Genomic DNA, 14857 nt, shown 5'->3' with positions numbered 1-14857 from the left:
CGACGGATACACCGATCTCCTCGCCGTCGACGCCAACGGCACCATGAAGCTCTACAGCAACAACATCGTCCGCGACAACGGCCAGCCCTACACCGGCAGCGACCCCCGCGAAGTCGGCCACGGCTGGTCCGGCTACCCCCGCATCCTGGCCTGACCCCGTCCCCGCCGGTGTCGGCCGCCTGCGGTGGTGGGCGGCCGACACCGGCGTTTCCGCACATCGCTGCCCCGCGCCGCATCCCAGGTGCCGGCCCGCAGCAGGGCCGGCACGGGACGGGTCAGCTCAGCGCCTGCTTGACCAGCGCGCTGATCTGCGCCTCCACCTCCGGCGTCACCTCGGTCAGGGCGTAGGCGGCCGGCCACATCGTGCCCTCGTCCAGGTTCGCCCGGTCGCTGAACCCGAGGGTGGCGTAGCGGGTCTTGAACTTGGCGGCGCTCTGGAAGTGGCAGACGATCTTGCCGTCGAGCGCGTAGGCGGGCATCCCGTACCAGAGCCTGGGCGCGAGGGCCGGGGCACCGGCGGTGACGATGGCGTGGACGCGCTCGGCCAGGACGCGGTCCTTGTCCTGCATCTCGGCGATCTTGGCGAGCACGTCCCGCTCCGCCTCCGCCGCCTTGTCCGCCGGGTTGTGGCGGGCCGACTTCTTCAGCTCCTTGGCGTGGTCCTTCATCGCGGCCCGCTCCTCGGCCGTGAACCCCTCATATGTGCTGGTCATCGCGTTTCTCCTTCATCGCTTCGGTATGGGACGAGCGTATTCAGCAGGATTGATACGTCCGCTATGCGATGACAATGCGAGGGGATCCTCGGCGCATGGGGCTCAGGCGGGTTTGTGGCGCTGGTAGTGGCGGGCGACGCGGACGCGATTGCCGCAGCGAGCGGCCGAGCACCAGCGGCGGCGCGGATGGGCGGGCAGGAACAGCAGCACGCAGTCGTCGGCCTCGCACTGCCGGATCCTGGTCACCGCCGGGTCGGCCAGCAGCTCGGCCGCCGCCTCCGCGAGCCACGCCGCCAGCCGCGCTCCGGGAGGGCCGGTGCGCCGGCGGGTGGTGGTCACCGCCGCGCCGTCCCAGGCCAGCTCGGCGACGGCGGGTGCGGCCCGCTGGGCCTGGTTGAGGGCGTCGAGGTCGTCGGCCTGGGGCCGGCGGCCGTGGCGGGCGTGGTCGAGGGCGCGGGCGGTGCGGTCGCGTACGGCGTGCACGGCGGCCAGGTCGGCGGCGCCCAGTTCGGCGGCGGCGAGGTCCCGCGCCTCGGGGAAGCGCTCGGCCTGAAGCTCCAGCCAGGCCCGCAGGTCGTGGGCGGTGGCCAGCAGGTCGCCGGCGGCCGGGCGGGTGTTGAGGAGGTCCAGCGCCAGGGGCTCCCCGGTCAGCGCAACGAGGTCGCTCATGCTCCTAATGGTACATCTAGCGATTGACACATTAGGCAGGCTCTCGTTATATCTAATGCCTCTTCTCCAGTGAAAGGCGTTAGACATGCCGGTTCCTCGCGTCGCCCACCGTCACCTCGACGTCGAAGGCGTCCGCGTCTTCTACCGCGAGTCGCTGCCCGAGCGGCAGGACGCGGCGGTGCTGCTCCTCCTGCACGGCTTTCCCTCGGCCTCGCACCAGTTCCGCCGCCTCATCGACGCGCTCGGCTCGCGCTACCGGCTGATCGCCCCCGACTACCCCGGCTTCGGCCACACCGAGGCCCCGCCCGGCTTCACCTACTCCTTCGACCGGCTCGCCGACGTCACCGAGGGGTTCGTGCGGGAGCTCGGCCTGACCGGGTTCGTCATGTACGTGTTCGACTTCGGCGCGCCGGTCGGCTTCCGCCTCGCCGAGCGGCACCCGGAGTGGATCGCGGGCCTGATCGTCCAGAACGGCAACGCCTACACCGAAGGGCTGTCGGACGCCGCCCGCGACTTCGTCGCCCTGCGCCCCGGCCGGCCCGGCGCCGAGGAGACGATCCGCGACCTGCTCACCCTGGCGGGCACGCGCGGCCAGTACGAGAGCGGCGTCGCCGACCCCGCCCTGATCGCCCCGGACGGCTGGACGCTCGACCAGCACTTCCTCGACCTGCCCGGCCGCAAGGAGGCCCAGGTGGCGCTGGCCTTCGACTACCGCTCCAACGTCGAGCGCTACGGCCGGTGGCAGGCCTGGCTGCGCGAGCACACCCCGCCCGCCCTCATCATCTGGGGCGGCAACGACCCGTTCTTCCCCGAACCCGGCGCCCGCGCCTTCCTGCGCGACCTGCCGGACGCGGAGCTGCACCTGTTCGACACCGGCCACTTCGCGCTGGAGGAGCACCTGCCGGAGATGGCCCCGCTCATCGCCGGCTTCCTGGACCGGCTCGGGGACCCCCGGTAGGTCAGAGGGTGGGCGGTGTCAGGAAGATGTGGTCGCTGATGGCGTACGGGAACGTCGCGTCCTCCTCGCCCGTCACCCGGACGCCGCCGTCGGCCGCCGCGACCGTGACCTCGCGGGCGGGCCGGATCCCGGCGCGTTTGAGGCGCAGCAGGACCGCAGGGTCGTTCTGCACCTGCTCGCCGATCCTCACGACCAGGACCGTGCTCTCCCCGACACCGGCGGCGTCCGTCATCGTCAGCACCGGCTCGGGGGCGGCGCCGTCCTGCTCCAGTGACGGGATGGGACCGCCGTGCGGGCACGTGGCGGGGTGGCCGAGGACCTCCACCAGCCGGCTCTCCACCGCGTCCGACATCACGTGCTGCCAGCGGGAGGCCTCGACGTGGACCTCCTCCCACCGAAGGCCGACCACCTCCGCCAGGAAGCACTCGGCCAGGCGATGCTTGCGCATCACCCGTACGGCCCAGCGGCGGCCGGGCTCGGTCATCTCCAGGCGCCGGTCATCGCCCACCCGCACCAGGCCGTCGCGCTGCATCCGGGCCACGGTCTGCGAGACGGTCGGCCCGCTCTGCCGGAGCCGTTCGACGATCCGCGCCCGCAGGGGCACGATCCCCTCCTCCTCCAGCTCGAACAGGGTCCGGAGATACATCTCCGTCGGATGGACCAACCCGTGCATCGCCCACGTCCTTCCTCGCGTTCCCCGCCGGGCCTCCACCGCTGCCCCCGCCCCGCCATCGTCGTCCAGCCGACGCCCAGGCGGCGTCCCTCGGGCGGAGTGATCTGCCGCTACCACCCCGGGACCAAGGGCAGGTCGTACTACGACGCCAGGAGTAGTCCCCGTTGCACGGCCACGAGTGTCAGCATATGCTGACAGCCATGGAAGCTACCGAGCTCGCCGAGGCGGCCGCCGACCGCGATCCCGGCGCGGGTCTCGCGGCGGTGGCCGCGCTTCGGGCCCTGCTGGAGGAGCTGGAGGCCATGCACGTCTCGAACGCCCGCTCCCAGGGCTGGTCCTGGGAGCGCATCGCCGACGCGCTGGGCGTCCGGCGCCAGACAGTCCACCGCAAGCACGCCCGCCGGACGAAGGGATAGCCGCGTGTTCGCCAGGTTCACCGAAGAAGCCCGCAAGGCCGTGATCAGGGCCGGAATCCTCGCGCTCGACGCCGGACGGCCGACGCTGGAGACCGACCTCATGCTGCTCGCACTGGCCGAGACCCGGCCGTTCACGCTGCGGTCGTTCACCGCGACCGCCGCCGCCGTGCGCGAGCGCGTGGGCGCCGGTGACACCGGCGCGCTGCTCTCCACGCTCGGCATCGACGTCGACGTCGTCCGCCGCCGCACCCGCGCCGGCGCCGACGATCCGGCGGCCTGGCGGCTGCGCCGCTCCCGGGTGCGCCCGCTCCGCGTCATGCTGTACGGGCCGCTCGGCCAGCTCCCCCTGGCCATGCACGCCCGCAAGGTCGTCGAGGTGGCCCTGTGGCGGCCCGGCCCGGTCACCGGCGAGCACCTGATGTGGGGCCTGCTGGCCGACGGTGCCAACGGCACCGCCCGTGTCCTCTCCGACCTCGGCGTCGACCTGCGCGATCTGGTGCAGGAGCTGGGGATGCCCGTGGCTCGCCGGTCCGCGTAGCCTCCAGCCGGGTCAGCTCTCCGGCCGGGTCAGCTCTCCGGCTCGGGGGCGTAGAAGGCGGTGGTGGCGGCGACGGCGGCGGCGACCTGGTCGGCCGGGGCGCCCGCGGCCAGGTGGGCCTCGCCCCAGGCCCGGCTGCTGGTCGTGATGACGCGGCGGCCCTCGGCGGTCAGGTGGAAGGTCTCCTCGTCGACCTTCTCGCCGCCCGCCAGGTGCAGGCCGAGCCCGAGCAGCGCCAGGTCCCAGCCCACGCCGGTCGCGCCGGGGCCGTAGCCCGACCACATCTCGGGCGGCACCACGGCGCTGTGCCGCAGCTCGAACAGGGTGCCGCCGTCCTTGGCCGACAGGCGCACCTCGACCTCAGAGAAGCCGGGGTTCTCGCCGAACAGCCAGCTGACCTTCAGCAGGCGGGGCGGCTCGCACTGCAGGATCTCGCCGCCCGCGTTGCCCTGCAGCTGGTACGTCCCCCCGACCCGCAGGTCCCCGCTCACCGGCAGGAACCAGCGCGCGAGCCGGTCGGCGTCGGTGCAGGCCTGCCACACGTCCTCGATCTCGGCGTCGTAGTGGCGGCGCAGCTCCAGCGTCTTGATCTCGCCGTCCTTCAGCTCGCGCTGAGCTCGCAGGAGCTCCTCGACCATGTCCATCAGGTGTCCTTCTCGTTCATGCGGCGCTCGCGTTTGCCGCGGGCCAGCTCCGTCGCCAGCGCGTCCAGCCGTTGGGTCCAGAAGCCGCGAAAGCGTTCCAGCCAGAGATCGACCTCCTTCAGCGGCCCGGGCTCGACGGCGTACAGCCGCCGCGTGCCCTGGGCGCGTACGCTGGCGAAGCCGTTGTCGCGCAGCACCCGCAGGTGCTGGGAGACGGCGGGCTGGGAGATGCCGAACTCGCGCTGGATGACGGCGGTGAGCTCGCCCGAGCTCTGCTCGCCGCCTGCCAGCAGCTCCAGGATGCGCCTTCGGACCGGATCGCCGAGGACGTCGAATGCGTGCACCACCAGAGTATTTCAGGATAGACTTATATAAGTCAACGCTGAGGATAGCGGGGTCAGTCGTCCAGGCCGCGGGCGCTCAGCGCCTCGCCGAGCGCGTCGGCGTGCCGCAGCGAGCTGACGACCAGCGGCACCGCGAAGGCCCGCAGGCTGCGCTCGACGCCCCTGGCCCGCTGCGCCTCGCGTACGCGGGTGGCCAGCGCCGCCACCACCGGCACGCTGCGTATCGTCAGCGACAGCAGCAGCGACAGCCGGAACGGGTCCAGCCCCACGAACCTGGCCGGTGACAGCAGGCGCTCCAGCGCCGCCATCATGTCCGAGGTGCGGGTGGTCAGCGTGACCAGCCCGGCGAGCGCCACCGCCAGCACCACCCGCAAGGTGGTGGAAACCGCGCCCTCCAGGCCGACGAAGGCCCACTGCATGGCGAACAGCGCCACCGCGAACCACCGCACCGGCCTGATCTGCGCCCACGCCGCCGCCACCCCTACCCTCGACACCGCGTACAGGCCCGCCACCACGACCGCCGCCCCGGCCAGCGCCAGCGGCGAGCCCAGCAGCACCAGCCCCGTGCAGGCCAGCGCCAGCAGGCCCAGCTTGGCCGCGGGCGGCAGCCGGTGCAGCGGCGAGGAGCCGTGGACGTAGGCGCCGGTCAGGATGTCCATGCCGGTCATGCCATCATCTTGCGGTAGTGGCCGATCGCCTCATCCGGGCCGCCGTCGGCGACGATCCGCCCCTGGTCGATCACCAGCACCCGGTCGAAGTCCGTCAGCAGCGGAAGGTCATGGCTGACCACCAGCACCTGCTGCGGCATGCCGCGCAGCAGCTCGGCCACCTGCCGGGAGTGGCGCAGGTCGAGCAGCGTGGTCGGCTCGTCCATGACCAGGATGTCCGGCTCCAGCACCATCACCGAGCACAGGGCCAGCAGCTGCTTCTGGCCGCCCGACAGGTGGTGGGCGGGGTGGTCGGCGTGCCCGGTCAGGCCGTACCTGTCGAGCACCTCGCGCACCCGCCGCTCGACCTCCTCGCGCGCCAGCCCCTTGCGGCGCAGCGAGAAGGCGACGTCCTCGGCCACCGTGGGCATCACGATCTGCGCGTCCGGGTCGGTGAACAGGAACCCGACCCCGCGCCGGATCTTCGCCCCCTGGCGGCGGGTGTCGAGGCCGAGCACCGTGACGGTGCCCGAGGTCGGCAGGGCCAGGCCGTTGACCAGGCGGGCGAGCGTGCTCTTGCCCGAGCCGTTGGCGCCGATCACGCCGACGCGGTGCTCGGACAGCGTGGCCGTGACGCCGCGCAGCACTTCGCGCTCGCCGAAGCTGACGTGCACGTCGGCGAACTCGATCACGATCCACCGCCGGGAGCGACCACCTCGAACAGCGCGGCCACGCCGAGCCCGCCGCCGACCGCGGCCGCGGCCAGGCCCAGCGTCCCCGGCGGGGCGTCCGCGCGTACCAGCCGGCTGAACAGCCGCGTCACCACGACCGCGCCGCTCGCCCCCCACGGATGCCCCAGAGCCAGCGCGCCGCCGTCGGCGCACACGCGCCCGTCGAGCGCGTCGAGCCCGAGCGCGTCGGTGACGGCCAGCACCTGTGCCGCGAACGCCTCCACGATCTCCACCGCCGCCACCCGTTCCAACTCCACCCCCGCACGCGCCAGCACCCGCCGCACCGCCGGCACGGGGCCCCAGCCGGGCAGCTCGGGATCGCACCCGACGACCGCCCCGGACACCAACCGCATCCCCGGCAGCCCGGCACGCAGCCGCTCGGGCACCAGGGCCACCGCCGCCGCACCGTCGCTGACCGGGGAGGAATTACCGGCCGTCACTGTACCGCCCGGCACGAACGCCGCCGGCAGCCGGGCCAGCGACGCGGCCCGCAGCGGCCTGGGCCGCTGGTCGTCGCGGCGCCCGCCGATCGGGACGATCTCCTGCTCGAACCGGCCCGCCTCACGGGCGGCCAGCGCCCTGGCGTGGCTGAGGCGGGCGTAGTCGTCCTGGCGCTCGCGGCCGATGCCGCGCGCCGCCGCCAGCGCCTCGGCCGCCGGCCCCATGTCGGGATCGGGCCGCCCGCCGGGGGTGAACGGCGCTCTGGGGTACGGCTGGTCAGCTCCGGGGTGGGTACGCAGCGGCGCGGTCGAGGCGCTCTCCGCCCCTCCGGCGATCACCAGGTCCATCTCCCCCGCGCGTACGGCCTGGGCGGCGACCAGGATCGCGGCCAGCCCGCTGCCGCACTGCCGGTCCACCGTCAGGCCGGGCACCTCCTCGGGCAGGCCCGCCGCCAGCGCCGACACCCTGGCCACGTTGCCGCCCGGCCCCATGCAGTTGCCGAGCACCACGTCGTCGACCCGCCGGCCCGCCAGCTCGCCCGCCACCGCCGCGATCACCGGCGCGGCGAGGCGGTCGACGGTCAGGTCCTTGTACGCGTGCCCGGCGGTGCCGATGGGCGTGCGCCGCGCCGCCACGACGACCGGCTCGTCCGGCCGCGATGTGAATTCGCCCATGTCAGGCCAGCCGCCTGATGAGCGGGTCGCCGTCCGCCAGGCGGGCCGCGATCAGCGCGCGGGCCGGTTTGCCCGCCGGGGTGCGCGGCATGCTCGGCACCGCGTGCCAGCGGCGCGGGCGCTGCGCCGCGTCCAGCCCGTCCCTGGCCGCCGCCTCCAGCAGCGCGCGCGGCGGCGGCGCGGCCTGCTCCGCTTCGACGACCGCCGTCACCACCGCGCCCAGCGACGGGTGCGGCGTGCCGACCACCACGACGTCCGCCACGCCGGGCACCTTCCTGAGCACCTCCTCGACGTCCTCGGGCACGACGGTGGCGCCGCCGGTCTGGATCGCGCCGTCGCCGCGGCCGCGCACCCGCAGCGCCCCTCCGCTCCGGTACGGCTCCGCCACGTCACCCACGCTCACCCAGCCGTCGCCGTCGCGGCGCAGCGGCCCGGCCGCGTCGCCCAGGTAGCCCTCGGCCAGCCACGGCGAGCGCACCCACACCTCGCCGAGCGGCGCCCGCCGCTCCTCCGCGCCCGGGAGACGCACCTCGATCTCGACACCCGGAAAAGGGCGCAGCCCGCCCCCGTCGATGTCCGCGGCCACGAACGACAGCTCCGTCGCCCCGTAGTACGACATGACGCGCACCCCGGCGCGGGCGGCCTGCTCGCGCGGGCCGGGGCCGAGCGCCGCGCCGCCCACCACGGCCGCGCGCAGACTGCCCGCGCGCGCCAGCAGGTCGGGCAGCAGGTGCGGCACCAGGTGCACGACGGTGGCGCCGGCCGCCTGCGCGGTGGAGGGGCGGCGGCCGGGCAGCAGCGCCGTCGCGCCGGTGGCCAGGGCGTGCACGGCGGCGAAGGCGTACAGGCTGGACACCAGCGGGCCGGGCACCAGGACGACGTCGTCGCGGCCGATCCCGGCCAGCTCGCTCAGGTGCTCGAACGAGTCCGTCCAGGAGGCCCGGCTGCGGACGATGGCGCGCGGCCGGCCCGTGCTGCCGGAGGTGACGCACGCCCACGCCAGGTCCTGCGGTTTCGGCTCGTGCCACACCGGGGGGCCGGACGCGTACGGCAGCGGCACGTCCACGACGAGGCCCGCCGCGAACGGCGCCGGCACGTCGAGCACGGTGTCCGTAGCGGGCGGCGGCGCGCTCACGTCGGCGGCCGGCGTTTCCGCGTCCGCGGTCTCGGGGGTGAGCAGGCGCGACCACCGCGCGCGGCTCCAGGAGGGGTCGCCCACCAGCGGCGTCGCGCCCGCCAGGTCCGCCGCCAGCGCGGCGGTCAGCAGCGCCACCGGGTCGCGCAGCCCGATCGCGACCAGCGTGCCAGGCCCGGCCCCGCGCCCGAGCAGGTGGCGGGCGGCGCCCTGGACGCGGTCGGCGAGCTCGGCGTAGGTGAGCCGGGCCTTCGGGCCGCACACCGCCAGGCGCGAGGGGCGCTCGGCGGCGTGCCGCATCACGTGTTCGGCTGTCGGCATCGGAAGGTCAACGCCCCCAACCCGCGCGCAGCCGTTCCCGGTGCACGGCCGGGACCGCGTCCGGGTAGGCCCGCTGCGTGCCCCGGGCCACGACGGACGCCAGCACCGCCTTGATCACGTCACCGGGCAGGAACGTGGCGGTCAGCAGCGCCACCGGGCCCAGGCCCACGCCCGTGATGGCCGCCTGGACGGGCATGCCGACCAGGTAGACCACGCCGATGCCGCCCACCGAGCACGCCACGATCAGGCGTACGAGACTCGGATCTCGGCCCGCCCGCTCCACCAGCCAGCCCGTCACCGCCGCCCCGGGCAGCCACCCGATCAGGAACCCCGCCGACTGCTGGGCGAACACGGCCATCCCGCCACGCCCGCCCGCCAGCAGCGGCAACCCCGCGGCGACCAGGACGAGCACCACCGCGACGGCCAGCGCGGCCCGCCACGTGCCGAGGAGCGCTCCCGCCAGCATCACCCCGAGCGTCTGGAACGTGATGGGGACCGCGTTGCCGAAGACGTTCAGCGAGCCGGGCGCGCCGAGCACCGCGATGAGCGCCGCGAACACGGCCACCCGCGCCACGTCGCCCATGGGGAACCGCCCCTGCTTCCCTACGAACTTCATGGACTCGATCCCACACCAGAACGCCATGGTTCGGTCATGGAGGTATCCCACAACTTTCCGGTCGATGGTCTGCCAGCGTCCGATACACCGCCCGCTCAGGCGGCCAGGCGCAGGGCGCGCGCCACGTCGGCGGTGGCCGACGACGTCTCGGTGGAGGTGTAGCCGTCGCGCAGGGAGGCGTCCAGGTCCTTCAGCCCGTTGCCGCTCAGCGTGATGATGATCCGCAGGTCCGGCTCCAGAGCGCCCCGCGCGTGCCGGTCGAGCAGGCCCGCGACCCCGGCCGCCGAGGCGGGCTCGGCGAAGACGCCGTCGCGGCGGGCCAGCATCCGGTACGCGGCGAAGATCTGCTCGTCGCTCACCGCCTCGATCAGCCCGCCGGACTCGTCGCGGGCGGCGACGGCGCCGTCCCAGGTGGCCGGGTTGCCGACGCTGATCGCGGTGGCCGCCGTACGGGGCTCGGCGACGGGCGCGCCGTGGACCAGCGGGGCCGACCCGGCCGCCTGGAAGCCCCACATGCGCGGCAGCCGCCCGGCCAGGCCGGCGCCGTGGTAGGTGCGGTAGCCGCCCCAGGTGGCGGTGATGTTGCCGCCGTTGCCCACCGGCAGGCAGTGCACGTCGGGCGCCTCGCCGAGGGCGTCCACGATCTCGTAGGCGACCGTGCGCTGCCCGGCCAGGCGCAGCTCGTTGCCGACCGAGTTGACCAGCGCGATCGGGTGGTGCGCGGCCAGCTCGCGGGCCACGCGCAGGCAGTCGTCGAAGGTGCCGCCGACCTCGACGATCTCGGCGCCGTACCGTACGGCCTGGGCCAGCTTGCCGAGCGCGATCCGCCCCTTGGGCACCAGCACGGCGGCGGTCAGGCCGGCGCGGGCGGCGTAGGCGGCGGCCGAGGCGCTGGTGTTGCCGGTGGACGCGCAGATGACGGCCCGCGCGCCGGCCTCGGCGGCGCGGCTGAGCGCCACCGTCATGCCGCGGTCCTTGAACGAGCCCGTCGGGTTGGCGCCCTCCACCTTCAGCCAGACCTCGCAGCCGGTCAGCTCCGACAGGTGCGCCGAGCGCAGCAGCGGCGTGTTGCCCTCGTTGAGCGAGACGGACGGGGTGGCGTCGGTGACCGGCAGCCAGCGCCGGTAGCCGCTGTCGATCAGGCCATGCCAGGTTCTCATGCCCAGACCGTAACATCTGTTTCTCCCAAGCGGTCAAGCCAGGCTTGATGTAACATTCGTCATCATGGAGAACGACCCGGTGGCCGACCGTCTCAGCGCCGTCTATCCCGAGCTGCCGCCCGGCGAGCGGGCGATCGTGCGGGTGCTGCTCGACGACTATCCATTCGCGGCGCTCGGCTCGCTGCGCGCGCTGGCCGAGCGGGCCGGGGTCAGCCCGCCCACGGCCTCGCGGCTGTTCGACCGGCTCGGGTACGCCGGGTTCGCCGACTTCCAGGCCGCCGTGCGCGACGGGGCCCGGGACCGGTCGCGGCTGCTGGAGTTCGTCACCGGGGCGCCCGGCAGGGGCGCCCCGGATGCGAGTTCCCCGGGCCCGCCGGGCGCGAGTTCCCCGGGCGCGAGTTCCCCGGCCGCGAGTTCCCCGGGCGGGGATGGCGCGGGCGCCCCGGAGCCGTCCGGGTTGCGGCGGGCCGCCGAGGACCTGCGCGCCGGCCTGGACGGCACGCTCGCCTCCGTCACCGACCCGCTGCTCGAAGCCTCGGCCGCCCTGCTCGCCGGGGCGGACACCGTGTGGGCGCTCGGCGGGCCGCTCAGCGAGCTGGCCGCCGAATACCTGATCCGCCAGCTCGCCAGCCTGCGCCCCGGCGCGCACCGGGTGCCCGGCTCGGCCCAGGCGCGCGCCCGTACCCTGCTCGACCTGGGCGGCGGCGACGTGGTGGTGGCCTACGACTTCCGCCGCTACTCCCCCGACACCGCCCGCTTCGTGGAGGCCGCGCGCGCCCGCGGCGCACGCCTGCTGCTCGTCACCGACGCGTGGGAGTCGCCGTTGTCGGCCGCCGCCCAGGTGCTGATCAGGCTGCCGCGCGAGGCCGCCGGCCCCATCGCGCCGCTCGCCCACGAGATCGCCGTCACCGAGCTACTGCTCGTCGCCACCGCCGCCCGCCTGGCGCCCGCCGCCCGCCTGGCCGACCTGGAGGCGCTCACCCAGTCGCTGTGAGCCGCTTGTGAACTCCTCTCCGGCCTGAGGGCCGGAGGTTCTCCTGTCGCGTCGCGGTCAAGCGGCACGCGGTGGTTGACGCTTCACGGACCGGCCAGTGCCGAGGTCTCCGTCCGGCTCCGCACCAAGGTCACCAAGGGCCCGGCTCGCGGGCCGCCGGTCTGGCCATGGACTTCAAGCTCATCGAGTCCGCCAGAGCCGCTGGCGCGCTGTCTACGCACCTCCGCCATCCGGCGCCAGGTCAGAGCGCGAACTGGTCACCGATGCCGATCGGGGCTGCGCGTCCGCCCACCATCCCGGCCGAGCCCTCCTCCATCACGTCCCGTCGCCCCGGGGCTTCACCGACGGTGACTTCATAGCCCTCGATCACTGGCGACGAGCAGTCTGATCCGCCAAAGATCCACAGCTTTTGACGAGTGCTCGCGCTCGCGCCTGCCCACCGGTGTCCCCGTTGACGCGCCCAACTCTAGGATGCCGATCATGCGTCTCTTCGCCTTATGCGCCACGGTCACCGTCGGTCTGCTCTCAGCGAGCACCAGCGCCCACGCCGCCACGTACCCCATCCGCGACCACGTCTTGACCGCGAACGAGCTCTACAGCAGCGGCATATTCCACACCAGCCGATGTCCCGAGCGTAAGATCCCGCCGAACAACATCACCCTGGCCAAGCGCTATATGACCTCTGTGCTCGGCTGCCTGAACGCGTCCTGGGGCGCCCACATCAAGCGTGCCGGCCTGCCGTTCACCCCGGCGAAGATCGGATTCATCACCAAGCCGCACAAGTACTGCGGACTTCCTTGGGGTCAAATTGTGGCCAGGTACTGCGCTGCCGAGGGACGCGTGCTCGTGCTGCTGAAGGATTCCCTCCTTGGTGATCCCTCTGACCTGTTCCTGTTCCAGTTGACCGCGCACGAGTATGGCCACCACGTACAGAAAATCACTGGCATCCGAGACGCCTACGATCACCACCCGTACCGGAACAAGAGCGAACTTCAAGAGCAGAGCCGCCGCAAGGAGTTGCAAGCCGAGTGCCTGAGCGGGCTGTTCGTCGGCAGCGTATGGGCTTCCCTGGACGAACGAGGCGAAGAAGACTGGAAAGCTCTGCTGAAGGTCGCACGAAACAGCGGAGACGAGGGTTACAAGGTCCGATCCCACGGCAAGGGCCGCAATATCGCCGCCTGGCTCGACAAGGGCTTCCGCGCCTCCTCACCGGCGGCCTGCAACACCTGGACCGCACCCTCCGCCAAGGTGTCCTGAAGGGTCCTCCGCGACGCGTCGCGGCCATCCAGCCCGGCTACGCTCCGCCGCCCCGGAACGCCTCATTCGGCCCGACGACGGGACCGATGGGCACCGCCGCCGCATCTAATTCGCTTTCGTTCTCGCCGGCATCGCCGGTGGCCGGGCGGGGTTCGGGTACGTAGCCAGCCGCCGCCATCGCCTCCCACTCCCGCTCCGTCGCGCCCTTCTGCTCGGTGCGCCGCCGCGCGTCAGCCGCAGCATCACCGCATCCACCGCTTAGGTCGCCTGTCAGGACAGCCCGGTCACCATGACCAGCCGCGCGATCGTCGGCGGAGAGCCCATCGTGGACCAGCCGGCTGCCCACGCGATCGGGTTGGCGATCCACGGCAGGTTGCCGTAACCCCCGCGCCGGGGGCCGAGGGCCTCCGGGTCCTCCTTCAAAGCGTGCGGAAACGCCTGCTCCCTCGGAGGCGCCGCGCGGCTCGCCTCATGGGCCATCGCTGGCGCACAGTCGCTTACGCCCGGCCCGTCACTCCGGATCAAGTCGCTTGAAGAAGAAGCTGCAGTCCCGCAGCGTGCCGTCGGGGGATCCGGCGTAGTCGGGCACGATGCCGTAGCGGGTCCAGCCGCCCGTGAGGTAGACGTGCTCGGCGGTGCTGCCCGTCTCGGTGTCGAGCAGCAGCAGCTCGGCGCCCGCGTCCAGGGCGGCGCGTTCGGCGGTGGCCAGCAGGGCGCGCGCCAGGCCGCGGCCTCGCGCGTCGCGGTGCACCATGAGCTTGACGATCTCCGCGCGGTGCCGGGCGTTCGGCTTGCCCGCCAGGGCGAGGCTGACCGTGCCCGCCACGGCGCCGTCGTGGCGGCACGTCCACACGAGCAGGCGGCCCTCGGCCACGGCCGGCGCCTGCGCGCGCCACCACGCCGCGGCCTGCCGGTGGTCGAACGGTGCCAGGAACCCGACGGAGGCTCCGCTGTCCACGGCGTCGACCAGGAGGGCGGCCAGTCCGTCCACCGCGGCGTCGAACTTTCCGGCCGGCAGGCGCTCGATGGCGGGCGCGGTCACGGCATGACCGCCAGCACGGCGTAGCGGACAGGGTCAGGGCCGGGGCAGCGGAAGCGGGAGGCGCCCCACAGGCGGAAGCGCAGGCAGTCGCCCGCCCCTACGGTGTGCGTGTGGCCGTTCGCGGTGATCTCGACCGCGCCCTCCAGCACCCAGATGTGCTGCTCCAGCCCCGGCACCGGAGGCGTGCCGTACGCGATGTCCGCCCCGGGCCGCAGCGTGCCCTCCACCACCTCGCCGCGCAGCCCGGGGTGCGGCGGCGACACCGAGCGCCGTACGAACCCCGTCTCCTCGTCGCGGAAGATCTGCTGCGCCCCGGCGCGTACGACCTGGGGAGGCTCCGACTCCACTTCGGCCAGCAGCCGCGACATCGTCCGCTCGTAGACGGCGCACAGCCGGCCGAGCAGGGCGGCGGTCGGGCTGATCTCGCCCCGCTCCAGCCGCGACAGCGTCGAGCGGCTGATGCCGGACCGGCCCGCCAGCTCCTCCAGCGACCAGCCCCGCTCGATGCGCAGCTCCGCGAGCCGCCCGGCGAGCCGGACCTCGACCTCCTCCGCAGCCTTTCCCATATCAGGGAATATATCCCACATATGGGACTAGCGGCGACGGCGTACCTTGATGTCGCGCATGTCCGTCACCGCGAGCCGCAGCACGTCGTACGGCTGCCCGTACGCCTCCAGCGCGGCCATCGCCCCCAGCGCCGCCTCGTCCTCGCCGTCGTCAGGGCCGGCGGGCACCTGGCAGCGGAACGTGAACACCGTGACGCCCTCATCGTGCGTGAACGTGCCCGCCTCGGTGTAGGCGGCACCGCCCGCGGCCAGCACGGCGGCCCGCCCGTCCGCGTCGAGCCCCTTGAACCGGCCCCTGATCGTCACCCTGAACACCAC

General features: G+C 73.7%; 20 protein-coding genes. 5 read left to right on the top strand and 15 right to left on the bottom strand.

Translation table 11 applies throughout. The features are described from left to right. Positions 1 to 275 precede the first annotated feature (275 nt). Positions 276 to 713 carry an iron chaperone gene (locus FH608_RS49085; RefSeq protein WP_139638101.1) on the bottom strand — a complete coding sequence of 146 codons (438 nt, stop codon included), beginning with the start codon at positions 711 to 713 and terminating at the stop codon, positions 276 to 278. A 102-nt stretch (positions 714 to 815) separates the two neighbouring features. Next, positions 816 to 1382 carry a CGNR zinc finger domain-containing protein gene (locus FH608_RS49080; RefSeq protein ID WP_139638100.1) on the bottom strand — a complete coding sequence of 189 codons (567 nt, stop codon included), beginning with the start codon at positions 1380 to 1382 and terminating at the stop codon, positions 816 to 818. An 85-nt stretch (positions 1383 to 1467) separates the two neighbouring features. Here FH608_RS49080 and FH608_RS49075 point away from each other — a divergent pair, with 85 nt between their 5' ends. Further along, on the top strand, positions 1468 to 2340 hold the full coding sequence (locus FH608_RS49075) for an alpha/beta fold hydrolase (protein WP_139638099.1): 873 nt from the start codon (positions 1468 to 1470) through the stop codon (positions 2338 to 2340). 1 nt (position 2341) lies between these two features. Here FH608_RS49075 and FH608_RS49070 read toward each other — a convergent pair whose 3' ends face one another. Further along, positions 2342 to 3013, bottom strand: coding sequence for a metal-dependent transcriptional regulator (locus FH608_RS49070; RefSeq protein ID WP_139638098.1), 672 nt, complete (start codon positions 3011 to 3013; stop codon positions 2342 to 2344). 200 nt (positions 3014 to 3213) lie between these two features. On the opposite strand from FH608_RS49070, the gene FH608_RS49065 reads away from it, so the two are divergent. Both FH608_RS49065 and FH608_RS49060 read left to right on the top strand, forming a co-directional pair. Continuing rightward, positions 3214 to 3429, top strand: a complete 216-nt coding sequence (locus FH608_RS49065; protein ID WP_139638097.1) for a helix-turn-helix domain-containing protein — start codon at positions 3214 to 3216, stop codon at positions 3427 to 3429. A 4-nt stretch (positions 3430 to 3433) separates the two neighbouring features. Further along, positions 3434 to 3967, top strand: coding sequence for a Clp protease N-terminal domain-containing protein (locus FH608_RS49060; RefSeq protein WP_139638096.1), 534 nt, complete (start codon positions 3434 to 3436; stop codon positions 3965 to 3967). A 29-nt stretch (positions 3968 to 3996) separates the two neighbouring features. Here FH608_RS49060 and FH608_RS49055 read toward each other — a convergent pair whose 3' ends face one another. From FH608_RS49055 to thrC, 8 genes are all read right to left on the bottom strand, one after another. Beyond that, positions 3997 to 4611 carry an SRPBCC family protein gene (locus FH608_RS49055; protein WP_226900588.1) on the bottom strand — a complete coding sequence of 205 codons (615 nt, stop codon included), beginning with the start codon at positions 4609 to 4611 and terminating at the stop codon, positions 3997 to 3999. Then, complete coding sequence (locus FH608_RS49050) at positions 4611 to 4955, bottom strand: ArsR/SmtB family transcription factor (RefSeq protein ID WP_139638095.1); 345 nt, start codon at positions 4953 to 4955, stop codon at positions 4611 to 4613. Before FH608_RS49050 ends, FH608_RS49055 begins: the two co-directional genes overlap by 1 nt. A 53-nt stretch (positions 4956 to 5008) precedes the next feature. After that, entirely contained in the window at positions 5009 to 5623 is a 615-nt protein-coding gene (locus FH608_RS49045) for an energy-coupling factor transporter transmembrane component T family protein (RefSeq protein WP_226900587.1), read from the bottom strand. Next, positions 5620 to 6294, bottom strand: a complete 675-nt coding sequence (locus FH608_RS49040) for an energy-coupling factor ABC transporter ATP-binding protein (protein WP_139638094.1) — start codon at positions 6292 to 6294, stop codon at positions 5620 to 5622. The genes FH608_RS49045 and FH608_RS49040 overlap by 4 nt, the downstream gene beginning before the upstream one ends. Beyond that, positions 6291 to 7448 carry a thiolase family protein gene (locus tag FH608_RS49035; protein ID WP_139638093.1) on the bottom strand — a complete coding sequence of 386 codons (1158 nt, stop codon included), beginning with the start codon at positions 7446 to 7448 and terminating at the stop codon, positions 6291 to 6293. The genes FH608_RS49040 and FH608_RS49035 overlap by 4 nt, the downstream gene beginning before the upstream one ends. 1 nt (position 7449) lies before the next feature. Continuing rightward, positions 7450 to 8904 (bottom strand): AMP-binding protein, encoded by a 1455-nt coding sequence (locus FH608_RS49030; protein WP_139638092.1) that lies wholly within the window; start codon positions 8902 to 8904, stop codon positions 7450 to 7452. Positions 8905 to 8911: 7 nt separating this feature from the next. Continuing rightward, positions 8912 to 9520, bottom strand: a complete 609-nt coding sequence (locus tag FH608_RS49025; protein WP_226900586.1) for a biotin transporter BioY — start codon at positions 9518 to 9520, stop codon at positions 8912 to 8914. A 95-nt stretch (positions 9521 to 9615) separates the two neighbouring features. Then, positions 9616 to 10680, bottom strand: coding sequence for a threonine synthase (thrC, locus tag FH608_RS49020; protein ID WP_139638090.1), 1065 nt, complete (start codon positions 10678 to 10680; stop codon positions 9616 to 9618). 64 nt (positions 10681 to 10744) lie between these two features. Between thrC and FH608_RS49015 the strand changes: the two genes are divergently transcribed. After that, positions 10745 to 11674, top strand: coding sequence for a MurR/RpiR family transcriptional regulator (locus tag FH608_RS49015; protein WP_139638089.1), 930 nt, complete (start codon positions 10745 to 10747; stop codon positions 11672 to 11674). 480 nt (positions 11675 to 12154) lie between these two features. Next, positions 12155 to 12931: a neutral zinc metallopeptidase gene (locus tag FH608_RS49010; RefSeq protein WP_193319068.1), complete on the top strand. Its 777-nt coding sequence runs from the start codon at positions 12155 to 12157 to the stop codon at positions 12929 to 12931. 270 nt (positions 12932 to 13201) lie between these two features. Here FH608_RS49010 and FH608_RS49005 read toward each other — a convergent pair whose 3' ends face one another. The 4 genes from FH608_RS49005 to FH608_RS48990 form a co-directional block, all read right to left on the bottom strand. Beyond that, on the bottom strand, positions 13202 to 13354 hold the full coding sequence (locus tag FH608_RS49005; RefSeq protein WP_193319067.1) for a hypothetical protein: 153 nt from the start codon (positions 13352 to 13354) through the stop codon (positions 13202 to 13204). 88 nt (positions 13355 to 13442) lie between these two features. After that, complete coding sequence (locus tag FH608_RS49000) at positions 13443 to 13973, bottom strand: GNAT family N-acetyltransferase (RefSeq protein ID WP_139638087.1); 531 nt, start codon at positions 13971 to 13973, stop codon at positions 13443 to 13445. Further along, positions 13970 to 14539: a helix-turn-helix domain-containing protein gene (locus FH608_RS48995; RefSeq protein ID WP_226900585.1), complete on the bottom strand. Its 570-nt coding sequence runs from the start codon at positions 14537 to 14539 to the stop codon at positions 13970 to 13972. The genes FH608_RS49000 and FH608_RS48995 overlap by 4 nt, the downstream gene beginning before the upstream one ends. Before the next feature lie 27 nt (positions 14540 to 14566). Beyond that, a complete protein-coding gene (locus FH608_RS48990) occupies positions 14567 to 14857 on the bottom strand; it encodes a DUF6204 family protein (protein ID WP_226900583.1) in 291 nt (96 codons plus the stop codon).

Source organism: Nonomuraea phyllanthi, assembly GCF_006334985.2.
GTDB lineage: Bacteria > Actinomycetota > Actinomycetes > Streptosporangiales > Streptosporangiaceae > Nonomuraea > Nonomuraea phyllanthi.
The sequence above is the reverse complement of the archived record's forward strand: the minus strand, read 5'-3'. Positions and strand labels throughout refer to the sequence as shown.